A 15,918-nucleotide genomic window follows, 5' to 3' on the forward strand; every position below is an offset into this window, starting at 1 on the left:
GTGGGGCGCCGAGGCCCCCGGGACGCCCGGGGCGGACGAGGGAGGGCGGACGAGTGGGGACGGGGCGGGGCGGTGGCCGCTGGTAAGTGGCCGGGGCGTGCTTTCGCCCCGGCCACTTCCTCATGTCGACTCAGCCGTGTGGCCGGGCAGGCGTCAGATGCACCAGAGCGCGCGGCCGCAGCCGAGGAAGTCGGGGCAGTCGCCGGACGGCAGGCACTGCGTCAGCTCCTCGAACTCGCCGAGTTCGATCAGGGCCGGGGGCTCGTAGGTGTGCTCCATGGGATCCTCCGTTGAGAGAGTCGTCGGTCGGTCGGGCGATGTCGGCCGATGCACCGCCGTACCTGTGAACACCACCGAAGTTAAGGCCCCTTATGTCCCTATGAGTTGGGACAGTTGTCCCTGAAGTGTCCCGTTCTTCCAGATTCCCGCTCACACCTCCCTGCGACGGAAGGCGAACCAGCCGGCGAGCAGGGCCAGCGCCGTCCAGCCGGCGACCACGAGGATGCCGCCCCACGGGCCGAGGGCCGGGTCCGCGTCGGCACCCACCTTCAGCGCCTGGATGCCCGCCTTGTCGGGCAGATAGCGCGCGACCTCCTTGAGGCCGGGCACCGCCTGGCTCAGGGGCGAGAGGGCGAACAGGAAGACGTACATCGCCCCCAGGGCGATGGCCGTGGAGCGGACCGCTGTGGCCACTCCGAACGCCAACAGGGCGATCAGCGTCAGATACACCGCCCCGAGCAGCATGCCCCGCAGCACGCCCGGCTCGTCCACCCCTACGCCGTACTCACCCAGCCCCGCCTGGTCGATGAGGAAGGAGAGCACCACGGTGAGCGCCGCCAGTGGCAGCGTCACAGCGGCGCACACGCCTGCCTTGGCCAGATACAGCCGGGCGCGCCGGGGCACCGCGGCGAGGGAGACCCGGATCATGCCGCTGCCGAACTCCCCGCTGATCAGCAGCACTCCGAACGCGACGAGTCCCAGTTGCGTGTACCAGACGATGTTGAAGCCGGAGTCCACCGGATGGAAGTCCGGGCGCACCCTGCCGTTGTCCGCCGCGAGAGCGTTGCCGACCGAGACGCCCGAGAGCAGCGCGAGCCCGGTGCTCACCAGGAAAGTGCCCACCAGCAGGGCGAGGGTGGAGCGCAGCGTGCGGACCTTCGTCCACTCCGCGCGGATCGCCGCCGCCATCCCGCCACCGCGCGCGGGGGCGGGCACGGCGACGGGCGCGGCGCCACCGGAACCCGCCGGGGAGTCGGGGCCGCGCGCGGGGCCCGAAGGGGTGGCGGCGGTCTCAGAGGACGCCATGACCGGCACCTCCCCGCAAGCCGAAGCCGCTGCCGGCCGTGAACTGCGTCTCGCGTGCCGTCATCTCCAAGAACGCCTCCTCCAGCGAGGTCGACTCCCCCGCCAGCTCGTCGAATCCGATGTCGTGGGCGCGGGCCAGCTTCGCCACCTCGCGGCTCTCCATACCGGTCACCCGCAGGGTGCCGTCCGGCTCGATCTCGGCCACTGCCCCGGACTCGCGCAGCAGGGCGCGCAGCCGCTCCGGCTCGTGAGCGCGGACGCGGACCACGCTGCGGCAGTGCTCGGCGGTGAAGTCGGCCAAGCTGCTGTCGGACAGCAGCCTGCCGCGCCCGATGACGACCAGATGGTCGGCGGTGACGGCCATCTCGTTCATCAGATGGCTGGAGAGCAGCACCGTGCGCCCGGCGGCGGCCCGCTCCTTGAGCAGGTTGCGCAGCCAGTGCACGCCCTCGGGGTCGAGGCCGTTGACCGGCTCGTCCAGCAGCAGTACCTCCGGGTCGCCCAGCAGCGCGGCGGCGATGCCCAGTCGCTGGGACATACCGAGCGAGAAGCCGCCCGAGGCGCGCGCCGCCACATCGGAGAGGCCGACCATCTCCAGGACCTCCCGCACCCGGGAGCGTGGGATGCGGTGGGTGTGGGCCAGCCACAGCAGATGGTGGTAGGCGCTGCGGGTGCGCTGGGTCGATCCGGCCTCCAGCAGGCCCCCGACGCGCAGCAGCGGGTCGGACAGCTCCCGGTAGGGCTTGCCGAAGAGCAGGGCCCGGCCCGCGTCGGGCTCGCCGAGGCCGAGCAGCAACCGCAGCGTGGTCGACTTGCCCGCGCCGTTGGGGCCGAGGAAGCCGGTGACCTTTCCCGGCCGCACCACGAAGCTCAGGTCGTCGACGGCCCGGGCCGGGCCGTAGGACTTGGTCAGATGCTGGACTTCAATCACGTATCGAGCATGGCCGCGGGCACGGTCGGCGCACATCGGACCGGGCTCCGAAGTTTCCGCCCTACCCCTGGGTGGACGCGGGCCCCCAGCACCCGCCGGGTTTCCTACCGTGGTCTGACCGACCGTGGTCGGAGGTGCGCGAGGCCAGGTGCGGGCTACCGTGTGCGAGTGGCCGGTGACTCCTTCCAGCTCGAGGACGGGCAGCGCCGCGGCTGGATGCCGGGCGGTCTGACCCGGCGGCAGCTCGTGGCCTGGGACGGTGCAGCGGCGCTCGCCTTCCCGGTGCTGTACGCCGTGCTGTCCCCCCTGCAGGACTCGGCCGGGGGAGCCGCGGCAGCGCTCCGGGTGCCGCTGTTCCTCGCGATGGGTCTGCCGCTGGCCGTGCGCCGCCTGTGGCCGCGCACCGTGCTGCTGGTCGTCGCCGCGGCGTCGGCCACGGCGGCGGTGTCGGGAGCGCTCCTGGAGCCGTTCCTGGCCGTGGCGTACGCGCTGTACGCGGTCGCCGTGTCCACCACCAGCGCCGGCCGCGCGGTGCGGTGGGCCGTCGTCGGAGGCAGCGCGCTGATCCTGCTCGTCCTCGTCGCCGGTGGCACACCGTCCGCCGCCATCGGCACCGGGCTGCCCACCTGGCTGTCCGGCCTCACCGTCTGCGGGCTGACCTGGGTCTCCGGACAGGCCATCAAGGAGCGTCGCGCCTACGCCGAACGGGCGGCCCGGCAGCTGGCGCTCAACGCGGTGGCCCAGGAGCGGCTGCGCATCGCCCGCGAGCTGCACGACGTGGTGGCGCACCACGTGGGGGTGATCGCCGTCAAGGCGGGCGTCGCCCGCCATGTGGCCGCGGTGGCGCCCCAGGAGGCGGCCGAGGCACTGCGGGTGATCGACCAGGAGAGCCGTACGGCGCTCCAGGAGATGCGGGGCATCCTCGGCCTGCTGCGCAACGAGCCCGACGGCGAGGAGGAGCCGCGCCACCCGGACCGCAGCCTGGCCGACGAGTCCGACCTCCAGGCGCTGGTGCGCCGGGCGGGCGAGGCGGGCGTGGATGTGCACCTGACAGCGGTGGGGCTCACAGGGCTTCCCGACGGGGTGGCCAGGGCCGGGCACCGGGTGGTGCAGGAGGCGCTGACGAACGTCATCAAGCACGCCGCCCCCTGCTACTGCCGGCTCGCCCTGACGGCCGGGCCGGAGCAGTTGCGGCTGGAGGTTCTCGACGACGGCGGCCGCCAGGAGAGCTACAGCAGGAAGAGCCTGGCTCACCGGATGGCGGCCGGGGCTGCCGGAGCCGCCGGGACTTCCAGGGCCGCCGGAGCCGTCGGGAACTCCGGGGCTGTCGGAGGCGGCGCCGGGCACGGCCTGATCGGCATGCGGGAGCGGGTCGCGATGTACGGCGGGGAGCTGACGGCCGGCCCGGTGCCGGGCGGAGGGTTCGTGGTGCGTGCCCGTATCCCGCTGTCCGCACCGCCGGTTGCACCTGAGGAGGCCGCCGGGGCGGCAGCAGGGGACACGAGTCGAGGAGCGTCGCAGTCGAGATGAGCCAATCCTCCGCGCCGGTCAGGGTGCTGATCGCCGACGATCAGGAGTTGCTGCGGGAGAGCTTCCGGGTGCTGGTGAACGCGGAGCCCGGCCTCGAGGTCGTCGGGCTGGCCGAGGACGGTGACGCCGCGGTCCGGCTGGCGGTGCGGGAGCGTCCTGACGTGGTGCTGATGGACGTACGGATGCCCGGTCTCGACGGGATCGAGGCGACGCGGCTGATCCGTTCGCATCCCCAGGCCGAGGGGGTGCGGGTGCTGGTGCTGACCATGTTCGACCTGGACTCGTATGTGTTCGCTGCGCTGCGTTCGGGGGCCAGCGGCTTCCTCCTGAAGGATGTCGCGCCCGCCGATCTGGTGCGTGCCATCCGTACGGTGGCGGCGGGGCAGGGGCTGTTGGCGCCGAGCGTCACCGCCCGGCTGATCGCCGAGTTCTGCCGGCAGCCGCAGGCCACCCCCGAGGTCTCCGCCAGCCTCGATCCGCTGACGGGCCGGGAACGCGAGGTGCTGCTGCTGGTGACCAAGGGTCTGTCGAATACGGAGATCGCCGCCGAACTGCATGTGTCGATGGCGACGGTGAAGACCTACATCGGGCGGCTCTTCGACAAGCTGGGGGCCCGGGACCGCGTCCAGCTGGTGATCACAGGTTATGAGCACGGCCTTGTCACACCGAGCCGGAGAAGTAACCACATGTAGTTCCGGGGCCCTGGATTTTCCGAACGACCGACTTCGGATTTTTCACTGTCCGTGAATTCCTGGCGCGGGATGAGCACCGCGCCAGGAATTCAGACCTCGGCAGCTTTGTGTTCCAGCCCTATCCCGGCGGCCCGTGCCCGCATCATCGCGGCGTTCCGGTCGGGGACTTCCAGCTTTCTGAAGAGGCCCGTGATGTGGTTGCGCACCGTCTTCTCCGCGAGCACCAGGCGACGGGCGATGCGCTTGTTCTCCCAGCCGAGCGCCAGCAGTTCGAGGATGTCCCGCTCCCGCTCCGTCAGCGTGGGGAAGGCCAGCCGGCTGGACAGCTGCGGCAGCATCCCCAGCCGGCCGCGCAGCCCCTCGGCGACCCCCGCCCCGAACGCCGCACCGCCCTCGGCCAGCAGATGCACCGACCTGAGCAGCGTACGGGCGCTGACGCTCTTCATCACATAGCCCATGGCCCCTGACCGGATCACCGAGAGGACAGCGGCAGTGCTGCCGTCGTCGGAGGCCACCAGCACCCGTACCGCCGGATCGGTGGCGGTCAGCAGCCGTACCGTACGGGCCAGCCGGGCCGGGCCCGGGCCGCCGACGAGCACCACGTCCGCCTGCGCCACCAACTCGGCGGGCGGGGCCGGCATTCGTCCGGCGCACCGCTCCGGCAGCCCCTGCTGGGCCACGACGGTGACGGCGTTGTCGATTTCGGCCGCCGCCGCGACGCCCATCCGGTACACCGGGTCGTCATCAAAGATTATGAGCCGCACGCCCACACAGCACCCCCGTTTCAAGAATCACTGATCCCCGAGCGGAAATCTTATCGGGGCGGAGCCCTGGAAAAAAGGGGAATCCAGACATATGCAAGGGCGCCGGGCAGCGCCGTGGAATTTGGGCGCTGCCTTCGGCCACTTTCCCGAATCCGGCGCTTGCTCTCCGGAGATTCCTCCGGAAAGCTTCCGGGAGCGCCACCCGGAAAGCTTCCGGCGCATCGTCAGAACAATTTCAGCAACGCCTCGGTCGGATCCGGTGCCGCCTTGCCCTCCTCAGGGCGCGGCATCTGGAACCAGACGGCCTTCCCTGAGGGCACCCGGCGGCTCCCCCAGCCGGTGCTGAGCAGATCGACCAACTGCAGGCCGCGGCCGCCCTCGTCGGTGTCCCGGGCCCGGCGCCTGCGCGGCTGGACCTGGCCCGCGTCCCACACCTCGCACACCAGCGTGCGCTCCAGCAGCAGCCGCAGCCTGATGTTGCCCTCGCCGTACCGCAGCGCGTTGGTGACCAGCTCGCTCACCAGCAGCTCCGCGGTGTCGCTGAGCGCGTCCAGACCCCACGCTGAGAGCTGTTCGCAGGTCAGCTCCCGTGCCCGGGCGACCGAGCGCGGCTCGGGCGGCAGTGTCCAGTCTCCGACGTGCTCGGGGTCCAGGCCCTGTACGCGGGCGACGAGCAGCGCGATGTCGTCCTCGCCGTGGTGCACGTTGAGAGTGCGCAGCACCCGGTCGGCGGTGTCCTCCAGCGGCTCGGTGGCGTCGGTGAGCGCCGAGCGGAACCGGTCGAGGCCCTCGTCGAGCGGGTGGTCGCGGGACTCGACCAGGCCGTCGGTGTAGAGGGCGAGCATCGCGCCCTCCGGCAACTCGATCTCGATCTCCTCGAACGGCTCGCCGCCCACCCCCAGCGGCACCCCCTTGGGGACCTCCAGCAGCAGCGCGGACTCGCCCGGCTCGACCATGATGGGCGGCAGGTGACCCGCGTTGGCGAACGTGCAGCGCCGTGAGACCGGGTCGTAGACGGCGTAGATGCAGGTGGCCAGGTACACCTCGGACAGGTCGGTGTCACTGCTCCGGTTTCCCCGTTGCGGGTGCTGCCTGCGGGGGTCACCGAGGCCGCGCGCGATCTCGTCCAGCGCGCCGAGCACTTCGGCCGGTTCCATGTCGGTGAGGGCCAGCGTGCGTACAGCGGTGCGCAGTTCGCCCATGGCGACGGCCGCGCGCAGCCCTCGGCCCATCACGTCGCCGACGACGATGGCGGTGCGGTGGCCCGGCAGTTCGATGACGTCGAACCAGTCACCGCCCACCTCGGTGGCCGGGTTGCCCGGAAGGTAGCGGCAGGCGATCTCCAGCCCCGCCGCCTCCGGGTCACCGGGCGGCAGCAGGCTGCGCTGGAGGATGAGCGCCCGCTCGTGTTCCCTGCGGTAGAGACGGGCGTTGTCGATGCAGACGGCGGCGCGGGCGGCCAGCTCGGCGGCGAGCGCCCCGTCCCGCTCGCCGAACGGCTCGCTGCCCTTGGCGCGCGAGAACTGTGCCAGCCCCAGCACCCGGTCCCTGGCGACCATCGGTACGGCGAGCGTCGACTGGACGACGGTGCCGAACTGCGCGGGCACGCTGCCGTCCTGGCTGGCGATGTTCTGCACCCGGCCGGTGCGCAGCGCGGTGGCGAACGGGGAGTGCTCGGCGTAGCAGTGGGTGGAACCCACCTCTGCGGGCTGGCCCGGCTGCGCCACCGCGGCGGACGGTACGCCGTTGGCGCGGGCTCGCGCGCCCCCTCGCGCGCCCTCCCCGGCGGCGTCGCGCGGGCGGATCACCGACTCGCCGGTGCGGGCCTCCTCGTCCGGGAGGCCGTACTCGTACGGGGTGTTGGAGACGGCGCTGGCGAAGGCCACCCTGCGCAGTTCACCGCGCGGCGAGCCGATCGGTTTGCGGCGGCGCCGGGGCAGCTCGCCGGCGAGGCGCACCTCGGGCCCCTGGCGCCGGGCGGCGTCCGCCTCGTGGAAGCCGGCCTGCTCGCCCTCCTGGGGGCTCGTCGGTCCGACGGGGCGGGGCTCGTCCCCGGCCAGCACACTCTCGTAGAGGTCGACAGAGGCCAGGTCGCAGAACTGCGGCACCGCCACGTCCAGCAGCTCGCGGGCCGTGGTCTCCAGATCCAGCGAGTTGCCGATCCGCGCGCCCGCGGCGTTCAGCAGGGCCAGGGCACGACGTACGTCGTCCTGCTTACCGGCCGCCTCCACCGGAATATCGCTCAATGCCGCCCCTTCCACTGCCGGTGCTCGCCTCCGGTCCGAGCAGTGTGGCAGCCCGGAGTGCCATCCGGAGCCCGCTCTTCCCGATCGCCACAAGTCTTCCTTGTCACGACGAGGCAACATGCGCGTACCCCCGTTGTTCACGGGGGTCACCCCCTGACTCCTAACCAGGTAATGCCGGGTCGAACCCCAGGAGTGCTCTCCGGCCCGGACAGGCTCACCTGCCCGGACCCACGCCACCCCGCGCCACCGCGGCAGGTTGTCCGGACGGGGCCGTATGTCCGTTCACGGCAGGGACAGTTCGAACCACACCGTCTTGCCCTCGGGACCGTGCCGGGTGCCCCACCTGCGCGCCTCGCTCGCCACCATCTGAATCCCCCTGCCGCCCTCCTGCTCCTCGGTGACGACGCGTTCCCTCGGCGGCTCGGGCAGCGGGTCCGAGACCTCCACGACCAGCACCCCTTCGCGACCCGCCGGGTCCCGGCTGGTGTCGCGCACCACCCGCACGCCGATGGGGCCGTGCGCGTAGCGCAGTGCGTTGGTGACCAGTTCGCTCACCAGCAGCACAGTGATGTCCTCCAGAACCGAGAGCTCCCACTCGCGCAGCGTCTTGCGTACGGCCTCCCTCGCCCGCCGCACGGCGTAGCTGCCGGTGGTGAACGACCAGGAGGCGGCGGTGTCCCCCGGCAGCCCGCCGAGCCTGGCCATCAGCAGCGCGACATCGTCCCCAGTGCTGAGGTGGCCGTGGACGCTGGAGCCGTGCGCGCGCAGCGAGTCGATCAGCACGTCGCACGCGTGCTCGATGCCGCCGCACCCGGTCTCCTCCACCGGTCCGGGCGAGACATACGCGCCCGCGCCGTTCCAGACGAGCCCTTCCTCCGGCTCCGCCCGGTAGCAGCCGGGCCCGGCCAGCAGTGAGCAGACCCGGTCGATGCCCTCGGTGATGTCCTCGCCCCTGCTCTCGACGAGTCCGTCGGTGTAGAGGACGAAGACGCTGCCCTCCTCGATCTCCACCTCCGCCAGCTCGAACCCGCCGTCCAGCGCGGCTCCGACGACACCGAGGGGGGTGCCTGAGGGGATGTCGACGGGCCGGGCCCGGCAGCCGCCCTCCTCTCGGGAGATCAGCAGCGGCGGCACATGGCCCGCGCTGGCCATGGTGAGCACCCCGCACCGGCTGCCGGCCGAGGTGGGCGCCGGCTCGTAGACCGCGTACAGGCAAGTGGCCATCAGCGGGTCGTCGGGGCCGTGCGACAGATCGTCCCCGACGGTGCTGACACGGGCGAGCAGTTCGTCCGGGGGCAGGTCGAGGCCGGCCAGCGTACGGACGGCGGTACGCAGCCGTCCCATGGTGACGGCGGAGTGCAGCCCGTGCCCCATCACGTCACCGACCACGAAGGCGACCCGGCCGCCGGGCAGCGGGATGACGTCGAACCAGTCGCCGCCCACCTCGGTGCCGCTGCTGCCCGGCACGTACCGGTAGGCGAGGCTGACCCCGGGCGGCTCGGCGATGTGCTGCGGCAGCAGGCTCCGCTGGAGCATCAGGGCCCCCTCGCGCTCCCGCGCGTACAGCCGCGCGTTGTCGAGAAAGGTGCCGGCCCGGTCCGCCAGCTCGACCGCGAGCGCCCGGTCGTCACTCGCGTACGGCTCGTCCCCGTGCGCCCGGCTCATCAGCAGCAGCCCGAGCACCGTGCCGCGGGCCCGCAACGGCACCGCCATCAGCGAGTGCACCCCCAGCTCGAAGGTGGCCTCCACCTTGGGGTCGCCGGGCCGGGTGGCGCGCAGGATCTCCTCGGGCGTGGAGGCCAGTTGGGGGGTTCCGCTGTCCAGCGCGCGGCCGAGCAGCGACTCGCGCTCGTAGATGATCTCGCCTCCGAGCCGGAGCAGCCTCTCCACCCGCTCCCCGGCCTCCCGCGCCGCGAAGCCGAACAGGTGCAGCGGCGTCCCCACGGAGATGACCGGCTCGGGCAGCTCCCCGCCGACGGCGACCTCGCCGCGCAGCATGACCCCCGCGTAGTCGGCGAATCTCGGCACCAGCACCTCGGCCAGCGCCTGCGAGATGGCCCGGACGTCGAGCAGATCGCCGAGGGCCACCCCCACCTCGTCCAGCAGCGCGAGCCGCTGCCGCGCCGCCTCGGCCTTGTTGAGGGCCTCCAGCCGCTCGGTGATGTCCATGACGGTGCAGCTGACGCCGAGCACCTTGCCACTGCGGTCGGTGATACGGGAGTACGACACGGAGCGCGCGCCCTGCCCGTTCGGCGAGGCGGTCACCACGTCCACGACCGAGCGCCCGGTCTCCAGCACACTGGACTGGATCTCCATCACCTCCTCGGCCATCTCGGCGGGCAGCAGCTCGGCGACCGTACGGCCCAGCAGATCGGTGCGGGTGGCGTTGTTGAGCCGGACGAGGGCGTCGTTGAAGCGGACGAAGCGCTTCTCGGTGTCGAAGACGGCGATGCCCAGCGGCGACGAGGCGAACAGCGCGTCCAGCGCGGCCAGATCGTGCTCGACTGCACGGAGCCTGCTGGTCTCCATGATGTTCGCGAGCACGAACGGCCGCTGATCGGTGTCCCGCAGCATCGAGCCGCGCCCCTCGACCTCGACCACATGTCCGGCGCGGTGGCGGATGCGCAGGATGCCGCGCCACCTTCCGGTGCGGCCGAGGCTGTTGCGGCGGGCCCGGCGCTCGGCCTCGTCGCTGACCACGAAGTCCTCGATGGACCTCCCGACCACGTCGTCCGCCGGCCAGCCCAGGATCTCCTCGGTGGTCGGGCTCCACACCAGGACGGTGCCGTAGCCGTCCAGCATGACGATCCCGACGCGGAGGGTGTCGAGGAGCGAGGTCGCCCCGTCGGCGGGTTCGGTGCTCACACGGCCCACGCCCCTGGTCGGGATCTGGATACGTCCAAGATGGATCAATTATCCATATACCCGACACACTGCGCGATCGGGCGCACGCGGAGAGGGAGGGGCCAGATGAGGTCGGAATGAGGGGTGAGGTCTGGGATCAGGTGCGGCTGTCGCCGCGCTCACCGTGAGCGGCCACGCGGTCGCGGTGCTCCACCAGGTAGCCCTCACCCTGTTCGTTCAACCGGTGTTCGCTCAGCCGTTCGGCGAGATGCTGCGCCTCGTCCCGGGTGGCATAACTGCCGACGCGGTAGCGGTTGCCGTGGCAGTCCTGGCGGATGAGCTGCCAGGGCAGCACCGCATCGCTGTCGCCGCTCGCACTTCGCATATGCCGGAGCTTACGCCCGGCCTTCACTCACCGCATTCGGCTTTGCACATGGGGCAAAATTTTTCGGCCACGTGTTCGCTCCCCACGGAGCGTGAACCGGAGCACGGACGGGGCGTGAACCGGGGCGTGAACCGGCGCGCGAACCGGGGGCGTGAACCGGGGGCGCGAATCGCCCTCAGGGATCGCCCGCACTCGACGGAGGGAGCGGCGCTACTTCACCGGAAGGTGGTACGCCAGCTTGAAGCGGTCGGCGGGCACCACCACGTCCGCCGTCTCCACGGGCCGCTTGCCCGCGAAGTACGTACGCGCGATGACCAGCACCGCATGCCCGGGGACGCCGCCCAACGCCATCATCTCCTCGGCGCGCCCGGGGCGGCTGCCGACCTCCTCGGTGACGTTGTCCACCACGAGATCGATCGCCGCCATGCGCTCCACCACCCCCCGGCCGCCCAGCGGCCCCTCCTCCGGGAGCATCACCGGTGTCCGTCCCGTCACCGCCAGCGGCTCCCAGGATGTGGAGAGCATCACCGGGTCACCGTCGACGTGGAAGACATAGCGGGTACGCATCACCCGGTCGCCGCGCTCGACGAACAGCCGCTCGGCGATGTCGTCCGAGGCGTCCTCCTGCTCGCTCTGCGACTCCCAGGTGCCCCGGACCCGCTCGTCCGACTGCTCCTGACGGAAGGGGGTGCACTCGCCGAGCGAGCGGTAGCCCGTACGCGAGACCCGGCGGGCGGCCGGCAGCTCGCGTACGTACGTCCCGGAGCCGGAGCGGCCCTCGACCAGGCCCTCGGCCATCAGCACCTTGCGGGCCTCCAGGGCGACCGTGTCCGAGACGCCGTACTCCTCGCGGATCCGGGCCTGCGAGGGGAGGCGCGCGTGCGGCGGCAGCGAGCCGTCCGCGATCTTCTTGCGGAGATCCGAGGCCACACGCAGATACGCGGGCTGCTCACCGAATGGCACGTGTGCCCTCCCCGTTTCGGACAGATGCTGAGAGAAGCCGACTGGTGCAGAGTCATGTGCAGAGTCATGCTGACGGTCAGCAACAGCTTGACAACAGAGGGTTGTTGGCCGCAACGGTCGGCCAAAGTTTCACCCGATGTGATGAGCACCTGCTCAGGCCCCACGCGCCCCTCGCCTCTCCGCCGCGCGGGCGGACCACTAGAGTTCCGCACCACCGGCCACAACCGGCCTCAACCGGCCTCAACCGGCCACAGAGTGCGACCGGTCACCACCAGCAACCACCCGCAACCACCGGCCACCACGAGCCATCACGGGCCCCTGGGAGAACGCTCGATGACGTTCCGGCAGCACATGAGGCAGCAGGCGGCGCGCGCCCTGTCCGAGTTCCCCACCGGACCGGAATCCGGCCTCTACACCGTGACCTTCCGGATCGACAGCGTCGACCAGGACCCCCGCTTCCCCTATCTGGCCCTCGGCTACAACACCGAGGCCGAGGTGGCGCGGCTGCTCGCGGAACCGAGCTCGCCCGAACCGTGGGAAGCCCGCTGGAGCTACGCCTACTTTCCGCCCTCCGGTCTGGAGGGCGTCCGCGTCATCGGTCACGACGAGCAAGCCGATCCGCGCGGCGCCGAGTTGCACCGCCAGGAGGCACGCGCGGCCGGCCTCTGGTTCGAGGACGACGAGCCCGAGCACGTACGGGACGAGCGGGCGGAGCGCCTGGACGCACATTTCCACGAGCTGTGCGTCGACCTGGCGCGGCAACTCCACACCGACGGCGACCTGGTACGTGCGCTGGGGCGGCCGCTGCCGGTGATCCTCTACGACATGTTCGACCCGGACGCGATGTTCGCACTCACCCGAGCCGCCAACCCGCCCGAGTTGGTCGCCGACTTCCTCAGCGCAGACGACGAGAGCGCCGACTGCGCCGGGTGAGTCAGCCCTTACCTTTCTCCTTCTCCTTCTCCTTCTCCTGGGTCTTCGTCTCCTCCTGGGCCTTCATCGCGAACAGCACCAGGGTGGCGCTCACCCGGACGGCGTCCTCGGTACCGGGCGGCAGCGCGTGCCGGTGCACTTCGTCGCCCAGCTCATGGACGCACCGGCGCACCCGCTCCCACACCTGGGGCTCCAGCCAGACCTCGGCGTCCGTCATCTCGCCCCGCACCTCGGTGTCGCGCTGCGCCGTACGCCGCCGCAGTTCCTCGCCCAGCGCGCCGGCCAGCGCGAGGTAGGCGTCGACGCCTTGCGGGACCCCGCGTCCGACACGTTCACCGCTGTCGGGATCGTGGCGGTACCGCTTGGCCGTACCGCCGCGTACGGGAACCTCGCCCACCGCGTCGACAAGTCCGGCCGCGTGCAGTCTGCGCAGGTGGTAGCTGACGTTGGCCTGTGACTGGTCGAGGACGCGCGCCGCCTCGGCCGCGCTGTACGCCTGCCCGGTCAGCAGCGAGAGCAGGCGCAGCCGCAGCGGGTGCGCGAGCACCCGTAGATCCGCGACCGAGGCTTCGGTGTCTTGGGAGCGGTCGGGCGGGTCGGTACGGGGTTCGGGCTGCACCCGGCCAGTCTGCCTCACCTCCCCGCACGCTCCGCAGCGTCGACGGCCGGGGCGGGGGCGAGGCCCGGACCCGGATCGGTGCCGGGGGCCGGGGCCGGATCGCCCGTCGTCAGCCCCCGCACCTGACTGCTGCACAGCGAGCCCACCGTCACCAGCGCGACGAGCGCGACCCCGCACAGCAGCGTCGGGCGCACTCCGAACCGTTCGGCCAGCGGTCCGGCCGCCATTTCGCCCAGCGGAAGGGCGAGGGTGGAGCCGAGCGCGTCGTAGGAGTAGACCCGGGCCAGCTTCTCCTGTGGCACGTTCTCCTGGAGCGAGAGGTCCCAGGCGACGCTGAACTGCTCGATGGCAACGCCGTTCACGAACATCGCCGCCAGCAGGAGCGCCACGTCGGCCGATTGCGCGAGGGCGAGGAGCGGAAGCGCGTCCAGCGCGACGACGGCGACACCTGTGCGCAGCGCGTGCCGCGATCTGGAGCGCGCCACCAGCAGCCCGCCGATCAGCGCCCCGGCCATCTGGGTCGCCAGGACGAAACCCCAGGCGGTACGGCCGATCGTGTCGTCGGCGACCGTGGGTCCCAGCACTTGGATGCCCCCGGCCGAGACTGCGTTCACCACGAAGAACTGGAGCACCACCACCCACACCCAGGTGCGGGAGACGAACTCCTCCCAGCCCTCGCGCAGTTCCCGCCAGGGGCGGGCCGGCTGGATGGGAGCCGACGGACCGGCGGAGGCGGCCGGAGCGACAGAGCCGGAGGCGGCCGGATCGGCGGAGGCCGCCGCCTCCGCGCCGGTGGTCCGCCGGGCGAGCTCGCGTCCCGCAAGCCGGTAGGCGTACGCCGCCCCCAGGAACGCCGCGCCGTTGAGCACCATCCCCCAGCCCGGCCCCGCCACGGCGGCCAGCAGTCCGCCCATCGAGGTGCCCGCGATCATCCCGGTGTTGATCCCCATCCGGGACAGCGCGTTGGCGGGACGCAGCTCGCCCGGCTCCACGGTGAGCGGCACCAGCGCCGCCGAGGCGGGAATGGAGACGGCTGCCACGGCGCCCTGCACCACGCTGAGGATCAGCAGCACGCTGATCGGCGCCCGGTCCAGCAGCACCGCTAGGCCGACCCCGCTCTGCACCAGCGCGGCGGACAGCGCGGCACCCTGGAGCACCAGCGCACGCGGCATCCGGTCGGCGAGCAGCCCGCCGAACAGCAGCAGCGCCACGTTGCTGACCGACCGGGCCCCGACGACCAACCCCACGTCCACCGCCGAGCCGCCCAGATCCAGTACGGCGAAGGCGAGCACGACCGGCGCCATGGAGTTGCCGAAGAAGGTGAGCGCCCTGCCCAGCGCGAGGTCGCGGAAGCCGCGCCGCCGCAGGAGGCCGCGGAGCGCGGCGCGGTCGGGGCGGGCCGGTACGGGAGAAGTCATGAAGGGAGTGTGCGGCAGCTGAAGCCAACCGTCAAACACTTCTTTGAGGGTTGCCATCACCCACCCCTCACCGACCTCACCGACCTCACCGACCTCACCGCCGGAACGTCCTACGTCCGACGCCGCAGAGCACTCCCGCCGCACGCCCGAGGACCTGCCGCGCTCCCGAATGGCACGGTTGCTCAATGAGCAGCCCACTCGCCCACACCTGGCCCGAGCACCTGTCCGTAGGCGCCGTCCGCTTCGCCCGCCCGACGGCCCGCTTCGAGGCCGTACGCGCCTTCTATCGCGACGACCTCGGCCTGCCCGTCCTCGCCGAGTGGCGCGATCACGCCGACTACGACGGAGTCGTCCTGGGCCTGCCCGGTTCCCCCGTCCATATGGAGCTCACCCAGCACGGCGATCCGCCCCGTATCCCGGCCCCGCACCCCGAGAACCAGCTGGTCCTCTACCTCGCGGATCAGGCGGCCCACGACCGCGCCGTCGCCCAGCTGCGCTCCCGCGGCCACCGCCCCGTCCCCGCCGCCAACCCCTACTGGCCCGACCGTGGAGCCACCCTCTTCCAGGACCCGGACGGCTGGCACGTGGTGCTGGCCCCCTGGATCTTCGGCCGCGACCAGCCGCCCGTGGTCACGGACGGCTCACCGTGACCCGGCTTCAGCGGCCCTGGGGCTTCGCCGCGCCCGTCTCCCGCAACTGTTCCGCCTGCCCGTCATAGTCGGCGAGGACCTTGCGCAGCCCTTCCAGCGCCTCGGGCGGGATCTCGGGTGGGGCGGACTCGACCACGTGGCGGGCGGCGGCCACCAGCGCCGAGAACTCGTAGACGTGCGCGGTCGCGTGCAGCACCCCGGGGCGAGCCCACTCCAGACGCATCGGGTCAGCCCTTCGACGCCAGGTAGTTCTTGACTTCGGCCAGTTCGCGTTCGAAGTCGTCGTAGTCCTCGCGCATACCGTTCAGGTAAGCGCTCCAGCCCAGGCTGGACTTCGCGTAGTGCACGGCCTCCTGGATCTCCTCGTCCGTGGCTCCGAAGAGCTTCGCGGCCTCGGTGTGGAAGAGAGTGCAGTAACGGCACTTCGTCTCGGAGTGCAGAGCGATCCCGATCAGCTCCTTGTACTTGTTCGGGATCAGCGTCTCGCCGAGTTCCAGTTTCTTGAAGACCTCCCACTCGGCGTCCAGGAGGTCGTCGGGTATGGCACCGAAGAAGTGCGGAACCAGGCCCAGAGTCTCCTTGATCTCCGCCTCGACCTCGGAGCGGCTGCGGCCGGCCATGATCACCACTTCCTCCCG

Annotated in this window: 16 protein-coding genes; 4 read left to right on the forward strand and 12 right to left on the reverse strand. The window is 71.6% G+C overall.

Features of this window, described 5'->3' with window-relative positions:
- Positions 1-153: 153 nt before the first annotated feature.
- The 3 genes from HC362_RS11085 to HC362_RS11095 all read right to left on the reverse strand — a co-directional run bounded on the left by HC362_RS11085 (position 154) and on the right by HC362_RS11095 (position 2,236).
- Entirely contained in the window at positions 154-279 is a 126-nt protein-coding gene (locus HC362_RS11085; RefSeq protein WP_209266321.1) for a lasso RiPP family leader peptide-containing protein, read from the reverse strand.
- A 150-nt stretch (positions 280-429) separates the two neighbouring features.
- Positions 430-1,305, reverse strand: coding sequence for an ABC transporter permease (locus HC362_RS11090; RefSeq protein WP_243083796.1), 876 nt, complete (start codon positions 1,303-1,305; stop codon positions 430-432).
- On the reverse strand, positions 1,292-2,236 hold the full coding sequence (locus HC362_RS11095; RefSeq protein ID WP_243083797.1) for an ATP-binding cassette domain-containing protein: 945 nt from the start codon (positions 2,234-2,236) through the stop codon (positions 1,292-1,294). Before HC362_RS11095 ends, HC362_RS11090 begins: the two co-directional genes overlap by 14 nt.
- Before the next feature lie 168 nt (positions 2,237-2,404).
- On the opposite strand from HC362_RS11095, the gene HC362_RS11100 reads away from it, so the two are divergent.
- Both HC362_RS11100 and HC362_RS11105 read left to right on the forward strand, forming a co-directional pair.
- Positions 2,405-3,766 carry a histidine kinase gene (locus HC362_RS11100; protein ID WP_243083798.1) on the forward strand — a complete coding sequence of 454 codons (1,362 nt, stop codon included), beginning with the start codon at positions 2,405-2,407 and terminating at the stop codon, positions 3,764-3,766.
- Positions 3,763-4,458 carry a response regulator transcription factor gene (locus tag HC362_RS11105; protein WP_243083799.1) on the forward strand — a complete coding sequence of 232 codons (696 nt, stop codon included), beginning with the start codon at positions 3,763-3,765 and terminating at the stop codon, positions 4,456-4,458. Before HC362_RS11100 ends, HC362_RS11105 begins: the two co-directional genes overlap by 4 nt.
- Positions 4,459-4,547: 89 nt before the next feature.
- Here the strand turns inward: HC362_RS11105 and HC362_RS11110 are convergent, their stop codons facing one another.
- The 5 genes from HC362_RS11110 to HC362_RS11130 all read right to left on the reverse strand — a co-directional run bounded on the left by HC362_RS11110 (position 4,548) and on the right by HC362_RS11130 (position 11,660).
- Complete coding sequence (locus tag HC362_RS11110) at positions 4,548-5,222, reverse strand: response regulator transcription factor (protein WP_243083800.1); 675 nt, start codon at positions 5,220-5,222, stop codon at positions 4,548-4,550.
- A 224-nt stretch (positions 5,223-5,446) separates the two neighbouring features.
- Positions 5,447-7,519 (reverse strand): SpoIIE family protein phosphatase, encoded by a 2,073-nt coding sequence (locus tag HC362_RS11115; RefSeq protein WP_243088491.1) that lies wholly within the window; start codon positions 7,517-7,519, stop codon positions 5,447-5,449.
- 231 nt (positions 7,520-7,750) lie between these two features.
- Positions 7,751-10,333 (reverse strand): SpoIIE family protein phosphatase, encoded by a 2,583-nt coding sequence (locus HC362_RS11120; RefSeq protein WP_243083801.1) that lies wholly within the window; start codon positions 10,331-10,333, stop codon positions 7,751-7,753.
- A 136-nt stretch (positions 10,334-10,469) separates the two neighbouring features.
- On the reverse strand, positions 10,470-10,697 hold the full coding sequence (locus tag HC362_RS11125) for an SPOR domain-containing protein (protein WP_243083802.1): 228 nt from the start codon (positions 10,695-10,697) through the stop codon (positions 10,470-10,472).
- Positions 10,698-10,907: 210 nt separating this feature from the next.
- Positions 10,908-11,660 carry a GntR family transcriptional regulator gene (locus tag HC362_RS11130; RefSeq protein ID WP_243083803.1) on the reverse strand — a complete coding sequence of 251 codons (753 nt, stop codon included), beginning with the start codon at positions 11,658-11,660 and terminating at the stop codon, positions 10,908-10,910.
- A gap of 333 nt (positions 11,661-11,993) precedes the next feature.
- Here HC362_RS11130 and HC362_RS11135 point away from each other — a divergent pair, with 333 nt between their 5' ends.
- A complete protein-coding gene (locus tag HC362_RS11135; RefSeq protein ID WP_243083804.1) occupies positions 11,994-12,593 on the forward strand; it encodes a hypothetical protein in 600 nt (199 codons plus the stop codon).
- Position 12,594: 1 nt separating this feature from the next.
- Here HC362_RS11135 and HC362_RS11140 read toward each other — a convergent pair whose 3' ends face one another.
- Positions 12,595-13,212: a helix-turn-helix domain-containing protein gene (locus tag HC362_RS11140; protein WP_243083805.1), complete on the reverse strand. Its 618-nt coding sequence runs from the start codon at positions 13,210-13,212 to the stop codon at positions 12,595-12,597.
- Between the two features lie 14 nt (positions 13,213-13,226).
- Positions 13,227-14,630, reverse strand: coding sequence for an MFS transporter (locus HC362_RS11145; RefSeq protein WP_243083806.1), 1,404 nt, complete (start codon positions 14,628-14,630; stop codon positions 13,227-13,229).
- 185 nt (positions 14,631-14,815) lie between these two features.
- Here HC362_RS11145 and HC362_RS11150 point away from each other — a divergent pair, with 185 nt between their 5' ends.
- The gene (locus tag HC362_RS11150; RefSeq protein ID WP_243083807.1) at positions 14,816-15,280 is read left to right on the forward strand and encodes a VOC family protein; all 465 of its coding nucleotides are present in this window, start codon (positions 14,816-14,818) and stop codon (positions 15,278-15,280) included.
- Between the two features lie 7 nt (positions 15,281-15,287).
- Here the strand turns inward: HC362_RS11150 and HC362_RS11155 are convergent, their stop codons facing one another.
- Together HC362_RS11155 and HC362_RS11160 are read right to left on the reverse strand one after the other, a co-directional pair.
- Positions 15,288-15,503, reverse strand: a complete 216-nt coding sequence (locus tag HC362_RS11155) for a hypothetical protein (protein ID WP_243083808.1) — start codon at positions 15,501-15,503, stop codon at positions 15,288-15,290.
- A gap of 4 nt (positions 15,504-15,507) precedes the next feature.
- Entirely contained in the window at positions 15,508-15,900 is a 393-nt protein-coding gene (locus HC362_RS11160; RefSeq protein WP_243083809.1) for a carboxymuconolactone decarboxylase family protein, read from the reverse strand.
- Positions 15,901-15,918 lie beyond the last annotated feature (18 nt).

It is taken from the genome of Streptomyces sp. 891-h (assembly GCF_022760275.1).
Lineage (GTDB): Bacteria > Actinomycetota > Actinomycetes > Streptomycetales > Streptomycetaceae > Streptomyces > Streptomyces spirodelae.